This window comes from Polynucleobacter sp. MWH-CaK5, from assembly GCF_018687615.1.
Lineage (GTDB): Bacteria > Pseudomonadota > Gammaproteobacteria > Burkholderiales > Burkholderiaceae > Polynucleobacter.
In genome coordinates this window covers 498,133-517,767 of record NZ_CP061299.1, presented here as the reverse complement: position 1 = coordinate 517,767, position 19,635 = coordinate 498,133, and the positions used below count along the sequence as shown (strand labels likewise).

Annotated in this window: 23 protein-coding genes and 1 pseudogene; 4 read left to right on the top strand and 20 right to left on the bottom strand. The window is 44.9% G+C overall.

Features of this window, described 5'->3' with window-relative positions:
* The first annotated feature begins 3 nt into the window (after window positions 1-3).
* Entirely contained in the window at window positions 4-963 is a 960-nt protein-coding gene (rsgA, locus tag GQ367_RS02690; protein WP_215291253.1) for a ribosome small subunit-dependent GTPase A, read from the top strand.
* Here rsgA and GQ367_RS02685 read toward each other — a convergent pair.
* From GQ367_RS02685 to rpsP, 6 genes are all read right to left on the bottom strand, one after another.
* Window positions 941-1,885 (bottom strand): CobD/CbiB family protein, encoded by a 945-nt coding sequence (locus GQ367_RS02685; RefSeq protein WP_215291251.1) that lies wholly within the window; start codon window positions 1,883-1,885, stop codon window positions 941-943. The genes rsgA and GQ367_RS02685 overlap by 23 nt on opposite strands.
* Window positions 1,882-2,616 carry a CoA pyrophosphatase gene (locus GQ367_RS02680; RefSeq protein ID WP_371818547.1) on the bottom strand — a complete coding sequence of 245 codons (735 nt, stop codon included), beginning with the start codon at window positions 2,614-2,616 and terminating at the stop codon, window positions 1,882-1,884. Before GQ367_RS02680 ends, GQ367_RS02685 begins: the two co-directional genes overlap by 4 nt.
* Before the next feature lie 91 nt (window positions 2,617-2,707).
* The gene (gene rplS / locus GQ367_RS02675) at window positions 2,708-3,094 is read right to left on the bottom strand and encodes a 50S ribosomal protein L19 (protein ID WP_215291249.1); all 387 of its coding nucleotides are present in this window, start codon (window positions 3,092-3,094) and stop codon (window positions 2,708-2,710) included.
* Between the two features lie 78 nt (window positions 3,095-3,172).
* Window positions 3,173-3,922 carry a tRNA (guanosine(37)-N1)-methyltransferase TrmD gene (gene trmD, locus GQ367_RS02670; RefSeq protein WP_215291862.1) on the bottom strand — a complete coding sequence of 250 codons (750 nt, stop codon included), beginning with the start codon at window positions 3,920-3,922 and terminating at the stop codon, window positions 3,173-3,175.
* 20 nt (window positions 3,923-3,942) lie between these two features.
* A complete protein-coding gene (rimM, locus tag GQ367_RS02665; RefSeq protein WP_251370194.1) occupies window positions 3,943-4,509 on the bottom strand; it encodes a ribosome maturation factor RimM in 567 nt (188 codons plus the stop codon).
* 26 nt (window positions 4,510-4,535) lie between these two features.
* Complete coding sequence (gene rpsP, locus GQ367_RS02660; RefSeq protein ID WP_215291247.1) at window positions 4,536-4,781, bottom strand: 30S ribosomal protein S16; 246 nt, start codon at window positions 4,779-4,781, stop codon at window positions 4,536-4,538.
* Between the two features lie 78 nt (window positions 4,782-4,859).
* On the opposite strand from rpsP, the gene GQ367_RS02655 reads away from it, so the two are divergent.
* Window positions 4,860-5,351, top strand: coding sequence for an META domain-containing protein (locus GQ367_RS02655; protein WP_215291245.1), 492 nt, complete (start codon window positions 4,860-4,862; stop codon window positions 5,349-5,351).
* A gap of 68 nt (window positions 5,352-5,419) precedes the next feature.
* Entirely contained in the window at window positions 5,420-5,860 is a 441-nt protein-coding gene (locus tag GQ367_RS02650; protein ID WP_215291243.1) for a hypothetical protein, read from the top strand.
* A 75-nt stretch (window positions 5,861-5,935) separates the two neighbouring features.
* Here the strand turns inward: GQ367_RS02650 and GQ367_RS02645 are convergent, their stop codons facing one another.
* The 3 genes from GQ367_RS02645 to GQ367_RS02635 form a co-directional block, all read right to left on the bottom strand.
* Window positions 5,936-6,877 (bottom strand): electron transfer flavoprotein subunit alpha/FixB family protein, encoded by a 942-nt coding sequence (locus tag GQ367_RS02645; RefSeq protein ID WP_215291241.1) that lies wholly within the window; start codon window positions 6,875-6,877, stop codon window positions 5,936-5,938.
* Window positions 6,878-7,627 carry an electron transfer flavoprotein subunit beta/FixA family protein gene (locus tag GQ367_RS02640; RefSeq protein ID WP_215291239.1) on the bottom strand — a complete coding sequence of 250 codons (750 nt, stop codon included), beginning with the start codon at window positions 7,625-7,627 and terminating at the stop codon, window positions 6,878-6,880.
* 253 nt (window positions 7,628-7,880) lie between these two features.
* A complete protein-coding gene (locus tag GQ367_RS02635; protein WP_215291238.1) occupies window positions 7,881-8,024 on the bottom strand; it encodes a hypothetical protein in 144 nt (47 codons plus the stop codon).
* Between the two features lie 31 nt (window positions 8,025-8,055).
* Between GQ367_RS02635 and mltB the strand changes: the two genes are divergently transcribed.
* Window positions 8,056-9,153: a lytic murein transglycosylase B gene (mltB, locus tag GQ367_RS02630; protein WP_215291236.1), complete on the top strand. Its 1,098-nt coding sequence runs from the start codon at window positions 8,056-8,058 to the stop codon at window positions 9,151-9,153.
* A 35-nt stretch (window positions 9,154-9,188) separates the two neighbouring features.
* Here mltB and cysM read toward each other — a convergent pair whose 3' ends face one another.
* The 11 genes and pseudogenes from cysM to aroA form a co-directional block, all read right to left on the bottom strand.
* Window positions 9,189-10,106, bottom strand: a complete 918-nt coding sequence (gene cysM, locus GQ367_RS02625; protein ID WP_215291234.1) for a cysteine synthase CysM — start codon at window positions 10,104-10,106, stop codon at window positions 9,189-9,191.
* Between the two features lie 63 nt (window positions 10,107-10,169).
* Window positions 10,170-10,664 (bottom strand): ComEA family DNA-binding protein, encoded by a 495-nt coding sequence (locus tag GQ367_RS02620; protein WP_371818546.1) that lies wholly within the window; start codon window positions 10,662-10,664, stop codon window positions 10,170-10,172.
* A gap of 88 nt (window positions 10,665-10,752) precedes the next feature.
* The gene (gene rfaD, locus GQ367_RS02615; RefSeq protein ID WP_215291232.1) at window positions 10,753-11,772 is read right to left on the bottom strand and encodes an ADP-glyceromanno-heptose 6-epimerase; all 1,020 of its coding nucleotides are present in this window, start codon (window positions 11,770-11,772) and stop codon (window positions 10,753-10,755) included.
* On the bottom strand, window positions 11,769-12,710 hold the full coding sequence (gene rfaE1 / locus GQ367_RS02610) for a D-glycero-beta-D-manno-heptose-7-phosphate kinase (protein ID WP_215291230.1): 942 nt from the start codon (window positions 12,708-12,710) through the stop codon (window positions 11,769-11,771). Before rfaE1 ends, rfaD begins: the two co-directional genes overlap by 4 nt.
* A 66-nt stretch (window positions 12,711-12,776) precedes the next feature.
* The gene (gene lapB, locus GQ367_RS02605; protein ID WP_215291859.1) at window positions 12,777-13,988 is read right to left on the bottom strand and encodes a lipopolysaccharide assembly protein LapB; all 1,212 of its coding nucleotides are present in this window, start codon (window positions 13,986-13,988) and stop codon (window positions 12,777-12,779) included.
* Between the two features lie 6 nt (window positions 13,989-13,994).
* Window positions 13,995-14,234, bottom strand: a complete 240-nt coding sequence (locus tag GQ367_RS02600; protein ID WP_215291228.1) for a lipopolysaccharide assembly protein LapA domain-containing protein — start codon at window positions 14,232-14,234, stop codon at window positions 13,995-13,997.
* Between the two features lie 26 nt (window positions 14,235-14,260).
* Window positions 14,261-14,566: pseudogene (locus GQ367_RS02595) on the bottom strand (integration host factor subunit beta); the annotation flags it as partial.
* Between the two features lie 88 nt (window positions 14,567-14,654).
* On the bottom strand, window positions 14,655-16,331 hold the full coding sequence (gene rpsA, locus GQ367_RS02590) for a 30S ribosomal protein S1 (protein WP_215291226.1): 1,677 nt from the start codon (window positions 16,329-16,331) through the stop codon (window positions 14,655-14,657).
* Between the two features lie 107 nt (window positions 16,332-16,438).
* Window positions 16,439-17,110, bottom strand: coding sequence for a (d)CMP kinase (gene cmk / locus GQ367_RS02585; protein WP_215291224.1), 672 nt, complete (start codon window positions 17,108-17,110; stop codon window positions 16,439-16,441).
* A 74-nt stretch (window positions 17,111-17,184) separates the two neighbouring features.
* Window positions 17,185-18,300, bottom strand: coding sequence for an NAD(P)/FAD-dependent oxidoreductase (locus GQ367_RS02580; RefSeq protein WP_215291223.1), 1,116 nt, complete (start codon window positions 18,298-18,300; stop codon window positions 17,185-17,187).
* A gap of 11 nt (window positions 18,301-18,311) precedes the next feature.
* Window positions 18,312-19,622: a 3-phosphoshikimate 1-carboxyvinyltransferase gene (gene aroA, locus GQ367_RS02575; protein WP_215291858.1), complete on the bottom strand. Its 1,311-nt coding sequence runs from the start codon at window positions 19,620-19,622 to the stop codon at window positions 18,312-18,314.
* Window positions 19,623-19,635 lie beyond the last annotated feature (13 nt).

Here is a 19,635-nt window from a genome sequence, read left to right as displayed (position 1 = left end):
TTGATGAAATCATTCAAAGCCCTCCTAGTTGCATCCTATGGCCGACATTATTTGGCTAGAGCAATAGAGGGTGAAGCAGATATCAATCCACAAGCTTTATATCAAGTCACCTCCCGCGGCAAACAACATTTAGGTGCCGTTGGGGACATCTTAGAAGTTCAAGAGACTGGCCCTGAGCAAGCAGTGATTGAAAAAATTGTTGAGCGTAAAAATCTTTTGTACCGCTCAGATGCTTACAAGAGTAAATCAATTGCGAGCAATGTCGATCAGATCTTGATCGTACTTGCCACTGAACCAGGATTCTCTCCAGACCTTTTAGGTCGCGCAGTGATCGCTGCTGAAACTGCAGGCATCATTCCTCGAATCATTCTTAATAAATGCGATCTTCCTAACAAATTACCGGCTGCACGCAAGATGCTCGAGCCGTACATTGCGATGGGATACCCTGTTCACGAAATGTCGGTGAAACATGATCCCGCATCAGTAGAAGCTTTACTACCGCATGTTCAGGGTCGTGTATCAGTATTGGTTGGTCAATCAGGCATGGGTAAATCCACCCTATTGAATGCTTTAATTCCTGATGCCGCCGCCCAGACTCAAGAGCATTCCAAGAAGTTAGACAGTGGCAAACACACCACCACAGCTTGTCGGTATTACGATTTACCACCCGCTAAAGAAAGCACTTCTACCAACTCTTTTACTGGCGCACTGATCGACTCACCAGGGTTTCAGGAGTTTGGTTTAGCTCATCTCTCAGAGAGCGAGCTTCAACATGCTTTTATTGAGTTCAGACCCTTGCTAGGGAAATGCAAGTTTCATAACTGCAGCCATGGTGATGAGCCTGGCTGCGTTGTCAGAGCTGCTGTAGATGCTGGAACAATTTCAGCGCAGCGAGTGGATTTATTCCGTCAACTGCGCCATGAATCTCACAATGCAGATACTATCCAAGCCAAACTGAAATAGTCATCAAAGCAATTAGCGTTAGCCAAAGAATCACTGCGCGCCAAACCAAACCAACGGCAGAACGCAGACTGCGCAAAGAAGCTTCAATCCCCAAATCATAAATAGGCGGCTCGCCTGACTCAGCCATGCGCAAAGCTTCGTCACTGTCTGGCTCAGGTAGTGGTGCACCTAAACGAACACCCAATGCACCGGCGCCCGCAGCCAAAATGATGGCCTCAAGTTCATTGCTCCACTTGCGTAAATGAAAGCGCCAGCCGTAAATCGCGTCTTCAAAATTGCCCACAATCGCAAAGCCAATCGCAGTCAAACGCACAGGGATCCAATCAATGATCTGGAACAAACTTCTGGCAGCGCTTGCCAAAGAACTACTTGCTTGAGCAGGCCAACGTTGGGCTGCCGTCTCACTTAAGCGATATAAAACAACTCCTGCAGGGCCAAAAGGCAACATGAACCAAAAGATTGGTCCAAAGACATGACGATGAGCGCCAATGATGGCTTGCTCAAGAGTCAAACGAATCACTTCTGATTCGCTCATGGTTTCCGTATTAAGACCTGCGCCCTGCCACTCGGCCAGCAGTTGTCGCGCAGTGTCTAAATCACGCTCAAGTAAGGCTTCATGAATGGCAGTGAATGGATGGCTGAACTGTCTAAATCCTAAAAATAAATAAACAATCAAAACATTCCAAACAAACGCCAACATCGGTTGAGTGGCTAGCAAAAGAATGTGGATGGCTAATACCAAAACAACCGGAGGAATCATAGCCGCCACACAGGCCAAACGGCCACTGCGCTCTGCGCCAGTGTCGATATTTTTGACAATAAAGTCTAACCAACCATGGGTGATGCGATGAACCCAGTGATTTTTTTCAACTGGCTTGTATTGCTCAGCAATGAGCGCGAAGAGTAATGAGAAAAATGTCATGCTTTTAAAAAGTGATAAAGATTCCGTAGCATACCCGCAGTTGCTCCCCAAATGAACTTATTTTCATAGGGCATTGCATAAAAACGACGATAGCCCTGTGGGCTTTCCCACATCCGTTGCTCATGATGATGTGGGTTCATCAAATACTCCATCGGCACCTCAAAAATATCAGCCACTTCAAACTCATCGGCCGTATAAGAATGTCCTGCGTCGACTAGGCTCACCACAGGGGTCACCTGATAGCCTGTGATAGTCAAGTAATGGGGCAATGAACCGAGTATTTCAACTCTGCTGGCTGGCAGCCCAATCTCTTCTTCTGCTTCACGCAAAGCAGTCTCTGTGGCTGAGCCATCTTGAGGGTCTGAACGTCCTCCAGGAAAACTAATTTGCCCAGGATGATCATGCAAATGGGCTGTTCTTTGTGTGAGGAGAATTTTTAATTCATTCTCATACATGATCAGTGGAATCAACACTGCAGCAGGCGTTAGAGCATCTCCACGACCTGCTCTGACCGATCCTTCTCTGGCCAAGGCTGCTCGGTTTTCATCGGTCACCTCAGCTTCCCAGTGCTTCTCCTGGGTAAACCTCAAGCGCAATGCATCGGGTTTCAATAAAGCTTGCTCAATGGCAGGCATATGACTGTCCCTAGACACAATCGGTACTTCTCGCGGATCAAAAATAGCTTGAGAAGTCGCCATGGTTTTAGGTGAATGATCTGCTGAACGTGACATGAGGTCTAGTTTATCTGAAGCCAGATATTTTTTAGCGCTCTAAAAAGCACAAAGGCAGCCTAAGCTGCCTTTGTATAAAAGTTGAAACTGATTACTCAGCCACAACTTCTTTTGTGCGAGCTTGTAGCTTCTCTTTGATACGTGCTGATTTACCAGAACGATCACGCAAGTAGTACAACTTAGCACGACGTACATCACCGCGACGCTTAACTTCAATGCTAGCGATCAATGGTGAGTAAGTTTGGAATGTACGCTCAATACCTTCGCCAGATGAAATCTTGCGAACGATGAAGCTTGAGTTCAAACCACGATTGCGTTTAGCAATCACAACACCTTCGTAAGCCTGCACACGTTTACGAGTACCTTCAACCACGTTAACGCTTACAACAACTGTATCGCCAGGTGCAAACGCAGGTAGCGTTTTGTTGGCTGTTAGACGAGCAATCTCTTCTTGCTCAATTGATTCAATAATGTTCATTACAACTCCTATAGCATCGTACCAACGTTGTATTCCGAATAAACGGACTTGGTAGAGGATGCGGTTTAAAACCCTGTCTTATTTTTGCAATGAGGCTAAAAAAGCTTCATCTGCAGAACTCAACAAGCCTTGCTGACGTGCCTGAATAATTAAATCAGGTCGTCGCTTTAACGTCAGCTCCAAAGATTGTTTCCGACGGTAATCCGCTATTTTAGCGTGATGTCCGCCTAAAAGCACGTCCGGAACCAATAAATTTTCATAATTTTCGGGCCTGGTGTAGTGAAAACAGTCCAAAAGCCCCTCCATAAAGCTATCTTGGGCGACAGAATCAGCATCTCCAAGGGCTCCAGGGATTAAACGGATCACAGCGTCCATCACCGCCATGGCAGGTATTTCACCTCCAGAAACCACAAAATCACCCAAACTGAGCTCTTCGTCCACGCGGCGCTCCACCAAACGCTGGTCAATGGCCTCGTAACGCCCACATAAGAGGGTCACAACGCCTAAATCCTTAATATATTTGGCTTTTTTCTGAGTAAATCGCTCACCTTGAGGAGACAACAAGATCACCGGGCCTTTTTTAGCCGATTTTTCCTGATCTTTTGCCACAGCATCCAGCGCATCATCCAAGGGTTTTGCCATCATGACCATGCCAGGGCCACCACCATATGCCCTATCGTCAACAGTTCGTCTGGCGTCTTGTGTGAAGTCTCTTGGGTTCCATGTGTGAATGCTGGCCAAACCCTGCTCAAAAGCTCTGCCCGTGATCCCCCAAGAGGTCAATGCAGAGAACATTTCAGGAAAGATGGTTACAAGGTCAAAACGCATGGCTTCATCAGATAAAGAAATCACCAGTCCAGTTGCCAATCCACAACGATTTGACGTTCTGGATCATTGGCATCTTTGTTGACTGATTTAATGACGGATTCAATGAATGGGATCAATCGATCTTCTTTTTGTCCTTCAAGGCGTACACACAAAATAGATTGTGCGCCGTTGTCCATCAGATCAACCACCAAGCCCAATTTTTGGCCTTGCTCATTGATCACAGGCAAACCAATCAGGTCTACCCAATAAAAACTATCGTCTTCCTCTTCAGGAAAGTCAGCACGACTGACGTAAACCGCCATGCCTTTGATGGCAAGGGCTTGATCACGATCATTGATGTCTTCTAGTCCGAGAAGGATTTGCCCACTGTGTTCTTTAGCAGTTTTAACTGCCATAGGTCGAGCCAAGTCCGCCAAGGCTGGAGGCTTAGATAACCAAACTAGCGGCGCTGAGAATAAAGCTAAGGGCTCTTTTGAATAAGGCTTGATTTTCACCAAACCTCTGATCCCTTGAGCGTCGAGCACATGCCCGACAAGAACTAGGTCAGATGGAGAACTCGTTGCAGTACTTTTCATTGCAGTACTCATGAGAGCCTCCATCAACCAAGACTTACTTAGGCCTTAGGAGCACCCTTAAGTAAACGTGCTACTGTTGGTGACAACTGAGCACCAACGCCTTGCCAATATGTCAAACGATCCTGAGCAACGCGGAAACCTTGTTCAGTTTCTACTGCGCTAGGATTGTAATAACCGATGCGCTCGATAAAGTTCGAGTCACGGCGATTGCGTTTGTCAGTAGCTACGATGCTAAAGAATGGACGATTTTTAGAACCGCCACGTGCGAGTCGAATGACGACCATGTGATTTCCTTACAATGCTGAAATAAACCACGTATTCTATCGCAGAATTGCCCAGAAGACCAAAATTTAAAGGTAAGCATGACTAATTTAAGACCATCGACCCTGTTTTTGACACTCTTGGCCAGTTCCAGCTTATTTTTGGGTGCCTGCGCCCAAGTCATGCCCCCTTGTAACGCCGTGAACGCTCCAGCCATTCAAGATGTCCAAGCCAGCCAATGGAGCTTGATCAGATGGCATTACACCAGCCCTAATGATGGAAAAACCCGTCAAAGATCAATTCCACATGGTGAAAATAAGACCCCTGTGAGCATTAACTTCTCACCTGATGGTAAATCTGTCAGTGGTTACTCCGGTTGCAACCTCTACACCGCTCAAGTTCAACTAGGAGACAAAGGGTTCGTCTTAGAAAAAATAGCCAGCACCCGCAAAGCCTGCGATCCTGCTACTTCCGAATTGGAATATAAATTTTTAAGTTATTTAAGTAACTACCGAAGCATGGTGCGTGATGGTGATCGACTCTTGATCATGACCCGTGACAATGAAGTTTTGAGTTTTTCACTTAAAAAATAAGGGATTTAATAAAGGGGATTTAATACAGAGGCTTTAACGCTGGCCAATTAAATCAATACAATAAGTCCATGCATAAAAATAAACTTCTCTTTTGCGCCTTGGGTCTTTTCTTTCCAGGCACTGGTTTCAACGTCTTCTATCTAAAAGGTCTTGGCAGTCCATGGGCTTGGTTGCAAATGGTCAGTTTGTTTGCAGGCATCTTGGGCTGGAAGTTATTAGGGGCCAGTGACATGTCTTCTGCCTTGGGTTGGATTTTGGCCGCTGCTGGATTTATTGCATTAGAAGCGAGTTGGCTAACCACCATCGTCTTTGGTTTGCGGCCTGATGAAAGATGGGATGCTCAGTTCAATGCCAACAGTGGGCAAAAAAGCTCTTCAGGCTGGTTGGTTATTTTGTGTGTGATTGCTTCTTTGATGATTGGCGCAGCCATTTTGATGATTGGTTTAGCGATTGCCTTCGAACAACACTTCCTCAGTCAATTCGAAGCCGCCAAAAAGATATCTCAGTAAAGAGATAAAAACAAAGAGTGAGTGAACCTCACTCTTTGCTTAATACTTCGATCGGAACTTCGATCAGCCAAATGATCAACCCAATTCTTTGATCAGCTCCGGCACTGCTGTGAACAAATCAGCCACAAGGCCATAATCAGCGACACTGAAAATAGCAGCATCAGCATCTTTGTTGATCGCAACAATCACCTTAGAATCTTTCATGCCGGCCAAGTGCTGAATAGCTCCTGAAATACCAACAGCAATGTAAAGCTGCGGCGCTACGATTTTTCCAGTTTGTCCTACTTGATAATCATTGGGCACATAACCAGCATCAACAGCTGCTCTAGATGCGCCTAAAGCAGCACCCAATTTGTCAGCCAAAGGCTCAAGCAATTCTTGGTACTTTTCTGCTGAACCTAAACCACGTCCACCAGACACCACCACTTTTGCGGCGGACAACTCTGGACGATCAGATTGATTAATTTCTTTAGAAACAAATGCAGAGATTGCTGAATCAGCAACGGCAGTGATTTTTTCAATCGCAGCATTTCCACCAGTATTGGCGACTGGATCAAATCCAGTGGTTCGCACAGTGATCACCTTAATAGCATCGCGAGATTGAACTGTGGCGATGGCATTACCTGCATAAATAGGTCTCTCAAAAGTATCAGCGCTGATCACCCTGGTGATATCAGATACTTGAGCCACATCTAATTTTGCTGCCACTCTTGGCAAAGTATTTTTACCAATCGCCGTGGCTGGTGCCAAGATATGAGAGTAAGCAGAGCCTGAAGTCAGAGCCAAAATTTGCTCGGCCAAGTTTTCACCCAGCTGATGTTGTAGATGCGGCGCATCCACATGAATGACCTTTGTTACCCCAGAAACCAATGATGCTGATTGAGCCGCGGCATCGGCTTGATGTCCAGCAACTAAAACATGCACATCACCACCGCATGCAAGAGCTGCAGCGACGGTATTAAGAGTTGCAGCCTTTAGAGAAAGGTTGTCGTGTTCTGCTATTAACAAAATAGTCATTTAGATCACCTTTGCTTCATTTTTAAGTTTATCCACCAACGTTTTGATGTCTGGAACCATCACCCCAGCACTACGCGCTGGCGGTTCTGATACTTTGATGGTTGTGATGCGCGGCGCAACATCAACAGATAAATCCTCTGGCTTAAAAATATCCAGTGGCTTCTTTTTCGCTTTCATGATGTTAGGCAATGTGACGTAGCGAGGCTCGTTCAAACGTAAATCTGTGGTAATCACAGCAGGCAACTTAATTGAAATAGTTTCTAAACCGCCATCCACCTCACGAGTAACGACTGCCTTACCATCAGCAAGCTGAACTTTTGAAGCAAAGGTTGCTTGAGAGATATTTAATAAAGCGGCCAACATTTGGCCCGTTTGATTGCTGTCATCGTCAATCGCTTGCTTGCCCAAGATAATTAAATCAGGCTGCTCTTTATCAACGATGGCCTTTAATAATTTAGCGACTGCCAAAGGCTGTAGCTCGGCATCTGTTTCAACCAAGATGCCTCTGTCAGCGCCGATGGCCATGGCCGTACGAATGGTTTCTTGAGATTGAGTTAAGCCACAAGAAACTGCAACGATTTCGGTTGCAAGGCCCGCCTCTTTAAGACGGACAGCTTCTTCAACCGCAATTTCATCAAATGGGTTCATGCTCATTTTGACGTTTGCAATATCAACGCCTGATTGATCAGATTTGACTCGTACTTTGACGTTGTAATCAACGACACGTTTAACAGCCACCAAAATTTTCATAAAAACTCTTATTTTTTATTGTTAACAAAAGTCCAATCATTTCAAAAATTAAAACTATTTTGATTTACCGACTGGGTTTGCTTAATAACTTATCTAATGCGCTTATTTTAATATGCCTAAAAAGTTCTCACACTGAAAAGTGAGCTTTAGGCTCATGAGGGCATGTTAGCTAAGGATTTCTGGAATTATGAGGAAAGTACCGATTGATTAGAGTCATAAAATACTGTTTTAATGCTACTAATAACCCTTTACCTTAAAGCACCAAAGACATATCCGATTTGAATAACACCACATCACTCACACACAGATTTTCCAAGCTGATACTTGGAGGAGCCTCGGCCATCTTTTTAGCATCTTGCGCCAATCTCAACGGCGGAAACTCCAGCCAATCAGCCACACCAAATCAGAACAACAGCTCAGCGGAAATCATGAGCCAAGCAGAGTCCATCAACCCTGACTCCTTGCAAGCTTTTTTAGAGATGGTGTCTAAAAATCATCAAATTCCGATGAGTGATCTAAAGCGTGCTTTTGAAGATACAAAAGCAATTCCCTCCATTAAGAAATTGGTGATGCCACCACCTCCAGGCTTTCAAAAGAACTGGAAAGTCTATCGCAGCAGATTTGTTGAACCTAGGCGCTTAGCTGCTGGTCAAAAGTTTTGGTCAACCCATCGTTCTTTCATTGAAAAAACTGAAAAAGAGACTGGTGTTCCAGCAGAGATCATTGTTGCCATCATCGGCGTTGAAACAATTTATGGTCGCCACATGGGAAGCTTCTCTGTTCGAGACTCTCTCAGCACCCTTGGATTCGACTACCCCAACACCCCTAACAAAATAGCCAGAGAAACTTTATTCAAGAATCAGTTAGAAGACTTAATCTTGCTTTGTTGGGCAGAGAACCGCCAAGAAAAACCATTCAAAGCTTGCTTAAACCAAACTGGATCATATGCAGGCGCCATTGGTTTACCTCAGTTCATGCCGGGCAGCATTAGGCGCTTTGCTGTGGATGGCAATAAAGATGGCAAGATCGATTTAAGAAATTCGCCACAAGACGCGATTGCCAGCGTTGCCAACTTCTTAAAAGTGCATGGCTGGGTTCAAGACGAGCCTATTTATCTTGAGATTGAGAGCACTCAAACCGCACAAGACAATGCCACACGTTTGGCTGATGGCGAACCAAAAGCAAAGCTTCAATTAGGCGATCTGATCAATCAAGGCTTAATGAAACAAAGCTCGCTACCTGCAAACACACCAAGCTTGATCGTTGACTTACCAAGCCCTGCCAATAATGGCGGCACCGATGTTCGCTACGTGATTGGTCTGCGTAACTTCTTAGCCATCTGCGATTACAACCGCAGCTTCTTTTATGCTCAATCAGTCGCGGAGTTTGCTGAAGCTTTAGATGATCCTAAACCGGCCAATGATGTTGCTAAGAAGACGAAAAAGAAACCTAACAAAGCTGCGAAAAAAAGTAATTCAACAGGCACGTCTGGCAGCAAATCAAGCAACAAGTCAGTCAGCAGATAAAGTCAATTAAACGCTTAAGGCTAAAGCAAATTTAGTTAAGCTGGAAAAACGCCTGTTGATAAATAACGGTCACCGCGATCACAGACAATGAAAACGATCGTGGCGTTTTCAATTCTCTCCGCAACCCTCAAAGCTACTACCAAAGCTCCTGCTGCCGAGATACCGCAAAAGATACCTTCTTCTCTTGCCAATCGACGGGCCATGTCTTCAGCCGCAGCTTGACTCACGTATTCAATGCGATCAACCTTTGCATCAGCATAGATTTTAGGAATGTATTCAGGAGACCACTTACGAATACCAGGTATTTGAGAACCGTCTTCTGGCTGAGCCCCGATGATTTGAATATTTGCGTTCTTCTTTTTGAGATAGACCGAAACACCAGTGATTGTTCCTGTGGTACCCATCGCTGAAACAAAGTGCGTCACTTGACCTTGGGTATCTTCCCAAATCTCAGGACCTGTTGATTCAATATGAGCCTTGGGATTATCTTTATTGCCAAACTGATCAAGGATTTTCCCCTTGCCATCTTTTTGTAGTTGCTCAGCGTAATCTCTTGCATACTCCATGCCACCTGTGGCCGGAGTCAGAATCAATTCAGCGCCATAAGCTGCCATGCTTTGACGGCGCTCAATACTTTGATTCTCAGGCATCACCAAAATCATCTTGTAACCCAGGATGGCTGCAACCATAGCCAAGGCAATACCAGTGTTACCACTGGTTGCTTCAATCAGGGTATCGCCAGGACTGATATCCCCACGCTCTTCAGCGCGCATGAACATGGATAAAGCTGGTCGATCCTTGACCGATCCAGCTGGATTATTACCCTCTAACTTGCCCAAAATAACGTTGTTTCGTTCTGCATTGCCTGCTCCAGGTATGCGCTGTAAACGCACCAATGGTGTATGGCCAACAGTTTGGGCAATGGTCGGATAGTTTGGACGTGAAGTAGACATATGACCCCTATCTTAATGTATTTTGAACAAGGTCATATGCCAATTCCTTATAAGCTTATGGGCTTAGGAAGCTTCTTTACCTCTCTGATTATTTTGCTTGCCTTGCTTTGTGTCTTCTTTAGCTTTTCTACTTTGCTTCGCTGGTTTTTCTGAACTGGCTTTTTCTGACTTCGCTTTCTTGGCGCCTTCTTTTTCTTTATCTGAAGATCTTTTAGAAGAGGCTTCTTTGGCGCTGTTCTTGGACTTGTCTTTATTTGGTGCAGCAACAGTTTTATTGTTGATCGTTAAACCATTTTGCATCAAGCGTTCAACGGTTTTCTCACCAATACCTTTGACCCTGGTATGTAAATCAGCCGAATCCTTGAATGGCCCATTCTTTTTTCGCTCAAGCAAAATAGCCTTTGCTTTCGATGGGCCCAAACCTCGAACAGACTCCAGGGCTGCCTGATCGGCTGAATTAATTTCCACCTTTGCCAAGGCATGACCGCTGAATAAAAACAGGCCCACAAAAGCTGCCATGATGAAATTGATAATTGGTTGTAATACTTTTGAAAACATTCAGACTCCTTTAAAGAAAAAGCCCCATCGATTGATGGAGCTTTTTCATAACGAGTCGACCAACCGGTGGTTGACGTTTTTTTAATGCTTACATGGGCTGTGCAAGAAAATCAGAATTTTCTGACAACCATGCCATGTATTTGCTGACGCCCTGCTCAACCGTTAGGAAGTCGTCTTTGTAGCCTGCAGCTCTCAAATTTGTTAAATCAGCTTGGGTGAATGACTGGTACTTGCCTTTCAGAGCTTCCGGGAAAGGAACATACTCAAGCAATCTTTCATCAACCAAATCAGACAAAGAGAGTTCGGCGTGCCCATGGATTTTTCTCAAAGAGTTGATCACTGATTTGGCCACATCATTGAATGGTTGTGCACGTCCGGTGCCTAAATTAAATATGCCACTTTTTTCTGGGTGATCATGGAAAAATAAATTCACCTTGACCACATCTTCTACAGAAACAAAGTCTCTCTTTTGCTCACCTTCTTTGTAGCCATCATATTCACCGAACAATTTAACCAAATTGGATTCCATGAATTGATGGTAATGATGAAAAGCAACTGAAGCCATGCGACCCTTGTGTGATTCTCTAGGTCCATAAACATTAAAGTATCTGAACCCAACCACTTGAGCGGTTGTGGCTTCGTCTTGTAAACGCTGACGAACTACCTGATCAAACAAAAACTTGGAATAGCCGTAAACGTTCAATGGCTTCTCAAATTGGCGATCCTCTTTAAACACATCAGAACCACCATAGGTGGCTGCAGATGATGCATATAAAAAAGGTACGTGATGTTCGGTGCAAATGTCCAATAGATCAATTGAATAACGGTAGTTATTCGCCATCATGTATTGGCCATCAGTTTCCATGGTGTCTGAACAAGCACCCTCATGAAACACGGCTGTGACCTTACCAAAATGACCCTTGGAAAAAGCTGACAAAAATTCAGATTTATCGAAATAATCAGCAATCTCTAAATCAGCCAAATTGCGGTATTTATCAGCTGGATTTAGCTCATCAACAGCAATGATATTTTTAATGCCTCGGGCATTAAAACCTTGAATAATATTTGCGCCAACAAATCCTGCTGCGCCAGTCACAATGTATGTCATTGCAATTCCTCTAATGAAACAGTTGCAGTACCTAGTTTACCCACCACGATACCACCGGCTTTATTTGCTAAAGCCATGGCCTTAGCAGGCGCCCAACCTGCGGCCAAGGCTACCGCCATAGTCGCGATCACTGTATCTCCAGCACCTGAGACATCAAATACTTCCCTGGCTTGAGCCTTGACATACTCAACGCCCTTGGCTGTGAACAAGCTCATACCCTCTTCAGACCTGGTCAAAAGTAAAGCCTCAAGTTTTAGCTTTTCTCTTAATGATTGTGCTTTTTGGGTTAAATCAGCTTCATCCTTCCAACGTCCAACAACTTCACGAAGTTCTGACCGATTAGGTGTGATCATTGAGGCCGACTGGTATTTGCTGTAATCATCGCCTTTAGGATCCACAAGCACAAACTTACCAGCTGCCTTTGCAGCAGCAATCATTTGGGTGACATGAGTTAATCCGCCCTTACCGTAATCAGAGAAGATCACTGCATCCACTTCATTTAGCAAAGATTGGAATTGCTCTAATTTACTCAACAAAGCCTCATGGGTCGGAGCTTTTTCAAAATCCAAACGAATCAACTGTTGTTGACGAGCAACCACTCTTAATTTGACCGTAGTTCTTAAGCTGGGATCGCGCTGCAAATAACTTTTAACACCTTGCTCTTGTAACAAGCGCTCAACCACTTTACCAGGCTCATCATCGCCAACAACACCCAATATTGAAATTTGAGCACCTACACTTGCGGCATTTCTGGCAACGTTAGCAGCACCACCCAAACGCTCATCTTCTTTGCTCACTAAAACAACTGGTACTGGAGCTTCTGGAGAAATTCTTTCAGTATCACCAAACCAATAACGATCCAACATGACATCACCCACAATCAATAGGCGGGCCTTTTTGAATGCTTGAATATCTGATGAAGAAAGTTGAATGTCCATGGCGATTAATCTTCTTTTAAATATTTTGAATGTTTAAATTGTTTTTATTAGGTCAATATATCAGGCTTACATCGATGGGCCAGAAGGAGCAGATCCTTCACCACGTCTTGGAGAATAAGCTTCCCAATGATTGCATCCTGGGCACTGCCAATAAAAACGTTTGGCCCTGAATCCACAATTCCCGCAGGTATAGCGAGCCAGCGTATTGGTTCTTTGTTTCAACAAGTCCAAGGATGCCTTGAATTCTTGGGCTGCTTTAGTATCTTGTGCCACTTCAGCCATGGTCAAACGAGCCTGAGCTCTTAAGGCCATAGCACTCAAACTTGGTGTGTGGCGCATCACTTCTGTCATCAAAGTTTCAGCCTGGGGTACGCCACGCAAGGTCATCACATGCTTGAAAGTGATGTCTAACAACTCTCCACCAGCTTGTGTCTCTAAAGCGTCTACGAGGACTTGAAGACCCTCTTCAACCTTGCCAAGTAGTTGATGCACTTTGATCCAGCGATTGGCCAATAAATGCAAATATGCCGGATGATTTTTTGCAATCTGCGACCAAACCTCAATGGCTTGAGTTGCTTGATTCTGCGCCACCAAGCAATCGCCTTGCAAAATGATCGCGCGTGGATGATTAGGAGACGTTTGCATCGCCAAAGCAATGTGCTTAGAAGCAGTAGCAAGATCTTGTCGACGCAAGGCTTCATCGGCTAATTCACAATGAAAGTGAGCAATTTCTTTTTCGCGACCCTTGTTTTGCAATGACTCTAACTCTTGAGAAGCCACGATGGCTTTAGCCCAGTCCTTTTCGACTTGGTACATTTCAAGAAGACTTTCTTTAGCAGGAATACCGAACTTACTCTGCGGACTCACGCGATTCAAAGAAGTCTCTGCGCGATCTAATAAACCAGCTCTTAAAAAGTCACGTCCCAATTCATAAGCCGCATGGTCACGATGCCTTGATGGCAAATCATCTCTGTTTGCCAAGTGTTGATGAACACGAATAGCGCGCTCAGTTTCACCCCTTCTTCTAAACAGACTTCCCAATGCGAAGTGCAATTCAGTGGTCTCAGGATCTAATTGTGCAATTTGAACCAGGGCATCAATGGCTTTGTCAGGCTCTTCATTGAGCAAAAGATTCAAACCTTTGAAGGTTGACTTCTGCTGAGCCAAACGTTCAATTTCATTTTCACGCTTCTCTAAACGCATGTCCCAGCGCGCACCCACCCAGCCCAAAGCAAAAACAATTGGGAGAGCGAATAACCACCAGGTTTCTATCTGCAACACGATTTATCTACGATCTTGTTGTGAACGGCGAATCGTCAAACCACTGAGCAAGGTCAGCAAGATGCCCGTTATGAATGCGATGAATAAAACCAGTATCAACGGAAGGTCCCATTGGATACCCGGGATGAGGTGAAAATTAACTTGATGGGTATTGCCTATTGCTAGCAATACTAAAAATATGAAAATAAGGATTCTGCCAATGATCCGCAATGCTCTGAATGCGGCATTCAGAAAAGCGGTCATTCTTTAGAGTCGTCTTTCTTAGGGAAATCAACCCTCTCACGCAACTCTTTGCCTGGCTTAAAGTGTGGCACATGCTTAGCAGGAACCATGACAGCTTCACCAGATTTAGGGTTTCGTCCTTGACGTGGTGGACGGTGGTGCATCACAAAACTACCGAAGCCGCGCAACTCGATTCGCTTACCTTCAGCCAATGCTTGTGACATCGTGTCAAGCAATGTTTTAACGGCCAACTCTACATCCCGCGGCAATAGCTGTGGGAATGCCTGAGCCAATCGCTCTACCAATTCTGATCGGGTGATTGTGGATGAATCACTGCGTTCTAAATCGTCCATAACTCAACAATATTCTTTTTTATTGGTTTTGAGAATCCCCACCCTTAAAAAGAGCGGGGATTTCCCGATACATTACACCAAAGTAGTTTTAGCTACCCTGATTGTCCATCTTAGCTTTTAGCAATGCACCAAGGTTCGTGGTACCTGCATTACCGTCGCTCTGCAACTTGCTCATGGCTTGTTGCTGATCAGCGCTGTCTTTAGCTTTGATAGATAAATTGATACTGCGTGACTTACGGTCAATATTGATGATCATTGCATTCACAGCGTCACCTTCTTTTAGCAAGTTACGGGCATCTTCAACGCGATCTGTTGAGATTTCTGAAGCGCGCAAATAGCCTTCAACTTCATCAGCCAACAAAATCACAGCACCTTTAGCATCAACACTCTTCACAGTACCGTCAACGATGCTGCCTTTGTCGCTAGTAGATGTGTAGTTGTTGAATGGGTCACCTGACATCTGTTTGATGCCCAATGAGATGCGCTCTTTCTCAACGTCGATAGCCAAAACAACTGTCTCAACTTCGTCACCTTTTTTGTACTTGCGAACAGCTTCTTCGCCAGTCTCTTGCCATGACAAATCTGATAAGTGAACTAGACCATCGATACCACCTGGCAAGCCAATGAACACGCCAAAGTCAGTGATTGACTTGATCGCGCCAGTTAACTTCTCACCTTTTTGGTGTGCACGAGCAAATTCATCCCATGGATTTGGTTTGCATTGCTTCATACCCAAGCTGATACGGCGCTTGTCTTCATCAATATCAAGAACCATCACTTCAACTTCAACGCCCAACTGAACAACTTTGCTTGGCGCAACGTTCTTATTTGTCCAATCCATTTCAGAAACGTGTACCAAACCTTCGATACCAGTTTCAATCTCAACGAATGAACCGTAGTCAGTCAAGTTAGTTACCTTACCGAACAAACGTGTGTTTGGTGGGTAACGACGTGCGATACCTACCCATGGATCATCGCCTAATTGCTTGATGCCCAATGACACACGGTTTTTATCTTGATCGTACTTAAGAATTTTTGCTGTTACTTCTTGACCAACAGTCAACATCTCGCTCGGGTGACGAACACGACGCCATGCCAAGTCAGTGATGTGTAACAAGCCGTCAACACCACCAAGATCCACGAACGCGCCGTAGTCAGTGATGTTCTTAACGATACCTTGAACAACAGTACCTTCTTTAAGATTTTGAAGCAACTTAGCGCGCTCTTCACCTTGGCTAGCTTCAACCACTGCGCGACGAGATAACACCACGTTATTACGCTTGCGATCAAGCTTAATAACTTTGAATTCCATTGTTTTGCCTTCGTATGGAGACGTGTCCTTGATAGGACGTGTATCCAACAAAGAACCTGGCAAGAAGGCACGAATACCGTTCACCATCACAGTCAAACCACCTTTTACTTTGCCTGTTACAGCGCCAGTAACGAGTTCGCCTTGTTCCAAGGCCTTCTCTAGGTTCAACCAAGAAGCTAAACGCTTCGCTTTGTCACGTGACAACACTGTGTCGCCGTAACCGTTTTCTAAAGCGTCAATCGCTACAGAAACAAAATCGCCTGGTTGAACTTCAACTTCACCTTGATCGTTAAGGAATTCCTCAACAGAGATAAAAGCTTCAGATTTCAAACCGGCATTTACCACCACAAAGTTGTGATCAATACGCACAACTTCAGCGGAAATAACTTGACCAGCCTTCATATTAGAGCGGGCTAGGGATTCTTCAAATAGAGCTGCAAAAGATTCAGACATGAGTTTTCACTATAAAGCCGTCAAAAGACTCGACGGGTTAGATTGCACATACCAGTACTCGCGTGGCAAGGACTGGCTCCTTGTTTTCCTTGGTGACCTCGAGCTTTTTAAGAAGCTTGATGCCACTTCAGAACTTGATTCACCGCCTCTTCGATCGTCATTGACGTGGTGTCGAGGTGATGAGCCCCTTCAACAGCCTTTAGTGGCGAATTGCTGCGATTTGCATCGCGCGCATCCCGTTCACGTAAATCCTGCAAAAGGACCTGAATATTAGCAGAAAAGCCCTTAGCTATCAATTGTTTATAGCGTCTATCAGCCCTCGCCTCAGCGCTGGCAGTTAAAAAGACTTTGGTGGCCGCATCCGTAAAAATGACGCTCGCCATGTCTCTACCATCCGCCACCAACCCTGGTTTTTGCCTAAAAGCTCGCTGCCTTGAGATCAACGCATTTCTGACGCCGGTATGAACAGCAACCTCGGAAGCACGCTTACCCATCTCTTCCTGGCGTATTTGATCCGTGACATCCTCACCGGCAAGAAACACTCTATCTCCTTGAAAATTAACATTTAAATTTTCAGCAATGGGGATTAAATCAGGCTCAGAGGCTGTTGAAACACCCACCTTGAAGCTGGCCAAACCAACCAAACGATAGAGCGCCCCACTGTCCAAATAGTGATATCCCAAGTGCTCAGCCACTAATTGAGCAACCGTTCCCTTACCAGAGGCAGTTGGTCCATCGATTGCGATCACGGGGATTAATGTATTGGTGTTTTGGGTCATTTTTGATGATTTTTAGGTTTTTAAGCCTGGGGGAAGGCTTTTAATGAGTATAAATATTTCTTAATGTGAAATGATCAATGCTGCAATTTAGCCACAAAATCAGCGATTGATAGGCAAGAAGTGAGACCTGGGGATTCCATACCAAGCAAATTAATCAATCCTGGAACACCATGTTCTTGCTCAGTTTGTATCAAAAAGTCAGCCGATGGATCTTGGGGCCCGCTGATTTTTGGACGAATTCCGGTATACGAAGGGTTCACTTCTTTATTAAGTACTGCTGGGTAATAGCGAGCGACTGCATCGATGAAACGTTGGCGACGAGAATCATCAAAGGCGTAGTCCACTGAATCAATCCACTCAATGTCAGGTCCAAATCGAACTTGGCCGCCCATATCTAAAGTGACATGAACACCCAGGTACCCATGACCGGCCACTGGATAAATCAAATGCTTGAATGGACTCTTGCCACTCATCGTGAAGTAATGGCCAATCGCATAGTAAGGTTTAGGAATTGCCGACTCTCGAATCCCTTCGATTGAGCGTGCAACATCACAGGCATATAAACCAGCAGCATTGATGACGGTTTTAGCCAATATCAAACTTTGATCAGCGTCACCCAATTGAATTTGAATGCCGTTCGATACAGCGCGTCCAGAATCAACCGGTGAATTAACAATAAAATTTCCACCAGCATTTTCAAAATCACCTAACAGTGAAAGCATCAAAGCATGACTGTCGATGATGCCAGTGCTTGGAGATAACACAGCGCCATGAGCATGAACCTCTGGCTCTAACTCATTTAACTCAGCCTTACTGACATGACGCAAGTCATGCACACCATTCACTTGGGCCGCCTTAATATAACCATCTAGCTTGGCCAACTCTTCTTCACGACTGGCCACAATCAACTTGCCAATTTGTTGATGAGGAATTGATCTTTCTTTCGCATAGGCATACAACATTTGTTTGCCTTGCACACAATGAAGTGCCTTCAAAGAACCTGCCGGGTAATAAATACCTGCATGGATCACCTCAGAATTTCTGGAGCTGGTTTCCATGCCAAAAGCATCATTCCTTTCTAAAAGAATGACCTCACGACCTTCCATTTGAAGTTTTCTGGCGACCGCCAGACCAATCACTCCTGCACCAATAACGATGACGTCGCATTCAAAGTCATGTTCGGTTTTCATGATTGATTCAATTAAATTGATTGTGCAATTTGAGAAAATTCTTTGAAATACTCTGGGAATGTTTTTGCCACGCAAGCAGGATCATTGATCCTGATTCGCAAAGGCCCGAGAGTAGCCAAAGAAAAACACATCGCCATGCGATGGTCATCATAGGTATCAATGCCTTGAGCTGGAGACTGCCAGTTTTTTGGCGGAATGATTTGAATGTAATCATCACCAGCATCAACAATTGCCCCAACTTTTCGTAACTCATTGGCCATCGCAGCAATGCGATCAGTCTCTTTGACTTTCCAGCTTGCAATACCTGTTAGCTTGGTCGATCCTTCAGCAAACAAAGCTGCCACAGCCAAAGTCATCGCCGCATCAGGTATTGCCAAACAATTGAGCTCAATGCCTTGCAACTTTCCACTGGGTGTATCGACTCCTCTGACCTCAATCCAGTCATCACCCGCCATCACATTGGCACCCATTTGATTGAGCGCCTCAGCAAAAGCCACATCGCCTTGAATACTGTTTCTACCAACACCAGTGACTCTGACAGGACCCTGTGCAATGGCACCAGCCGCCAAGAAATAAGATGCTGAAGAAGCATCTCCTTCAACATACAGCGTGCCTGGGCTGGAGTACGGTTGACCATCATTGGCTGGAATATAGAATTTCTGCCAATTGTCATTACGCACATCAACGCCAAATCGATTCATCAACTTCAAGGTGATATCAATGTAAGGTTTTGAGATCAACTCACCCATCACCTCGATACAAATTTCATTTTTAGCAACGAGTGGCAAGGACATCAACAAGGCTGTTAAGAACTGGCTAGAAACATCACCACGGACTTTGATTAATTCATTGGTACGTATCGTTCCTTTAGAGATCTTCAGTGGGGGATACCCTTCTTGTTGCTCATAAGCAACTTGAGCACCCACCATTCGCAAACCATCGACCAAATCACCAATCGGTCTTTCATGCATGCGCGGCACGCCATGTAAACGGTAGTCACCGCCCAGAATAGCCAAAGCAGCGGTCAAAGGTCGAATCGCAGTACCCGCATTACCCATGAATAAATCTGCTTCTTGATTTGGCAAGCGGCCTGAGCAACCTTGAACCACGCAATCACCATCGGTCTCATCAATCTTGATACCTAAGGTTTTCAATGCGGCACGCATCACTTGCGTGTCATCAGCGTCCAATAATCCTTTTAAGCGAGTTGTTCCAGATGCCAGAGCTGACAAAAGTAAGACTCGATTAGAAATACTTTTTGAACCAGGTAAAGCCACCGTTCCTTCAGCCTTGATGTATGGACCTAATTCAACAAATTCAATCACACCAGAACTC

Bases quoted from the DNA above. Each gene is read 5' to 3' on its own strand.
- rsgA (WP_215291253.1), top strand. From the start codon at position 4: ATGAAATCATTCAAAGCCCTCCTAGTTGCATCCTATGGCCGACATTAT.
- GQ367_RS02685 (WP_215291251.1), bottom strand. From the start codon at position 1,885: ATGACATTTTTCTCATTACTCTTCGCGCTCATTGCTGAGCAATACAAG.
- GQ367_RS02680 (WP_371818547.1), bottom strand. From the start codon at position 2,616: ATGTCACGTTCAGCAGATCATTCACCTAAAACCATGGCGACTTCTCAA.
- rplS (WP_215291249.1), bottom strand. From the start codon at position 3,094: ATGAACATTATTGAATCAATTGAGCAAGAAGAGATTGCTCGTCTAACA.
- trmD (WP_215291862.1), bottom strand. From the start codon at position 3,922: ATGCGTTTTGACCTTGTAACCATCTTTCCTGAAATGTTCTCTGCATTG.
- rimM (WP_251370194.1), bottom strand. From the start codon at position 4,509: ATGAGTACTGCAATGAAAAGTACTGCAACGAGTTCTCCATCTGACCTA.
- rpsP (WP_215291247.1), bottom strand. From the start codon at position 4,781: ATGGTCGTCATTCGACTCGCACGTGGCGGTTCTAAAAATCGTCCATTC.
- GQ367_RS02655 (WP_215291245.1), top strand. From the start codon at position 4,860: ATGACTAATTTAAGACCATCGACCCTGTTTTTGACACTCTTGGCCAGT.
- GQ367_RS02650 (WP_215291243.1), top strand. From the start codon at position 5,420: ATGCATAAAAATAAACTTCTCTTTTGCGCCTTGGGTCTTTTCTTTCCA.
- GQ367_RS02645 (WP_215291241.1), bottom strand. From the start codon at position 6,877: ATGACTATTTTGTTAATAGCAGAACACGACAACCTTTCTCTAAAGGCT.
- GQ367_RS02640 (WP_215291239.1), bottom strand. From the start codon at position 7,627: ATGAAAATTTTGGTGGCTGTTAAACGTGTCGTTGATTACAACGTCAAA.
- mltB (WP_215291236.1), top strand. From the start codon at position 8,056: ATGAGCCAAGCAGAGTCCATCAACCCTGACTCCTTGCAAGCTTTTTTA.
- cysM (WP_215291234.1), bottom strand. From the start codon at position 10,106: ATGTCTACTTCACGTCCAAACTATCCGACCATTGCCCAAACTGTTGGC.
- GQ367_RS02620 (WP_371818546.1), bottom strand. From the start codon at position 10,664: ATGTTTTCAAAAGTATTACAACCAATTATCAATTTCATCATGGCAGCT.
- rfaD (WP_215291232.1), bottom strand. From the start codon at position 11,772: ATGACATACATTGTGACTGGCGCAGCAGGATTTGTTGGCGCAAATATT.
- rfaE1 (WP_215291230.1), bottom strand. From the start codon at position 12,710: ATGGACATTCAACTTTCTTCATCAGATATTCAAGCATTCAAAAAGGCC.
- GQ367_RS02600 (WP_215291228.1), bottom strand. From the start codon at position 14,234: ATGACCGCTTTTCTGAATGCCGCATTCAGAGCATTGCGGATCATTGGC.
- rpsA (WP_215291226.1), bottom strand. From the start codon at position 16,331: ATGTCTGAATCTTTTGCAGCTCTATTTGAAGAATCCCTAGCCCGCTCT.
- cmk (WP_215291224.1), bottom strand. From the start codon at position 17,110: ATGACCCAAAACACCAATACATTAATCCCCGTGATCGCAATCGATGGA.
- GQ367_RS02580 (WP_215291223.1), bottom strand. From the start codon at position 18,300: ATGAAAACCGAACATGACTTTGAATGCGACGTCATCGTTATTGGTGCA.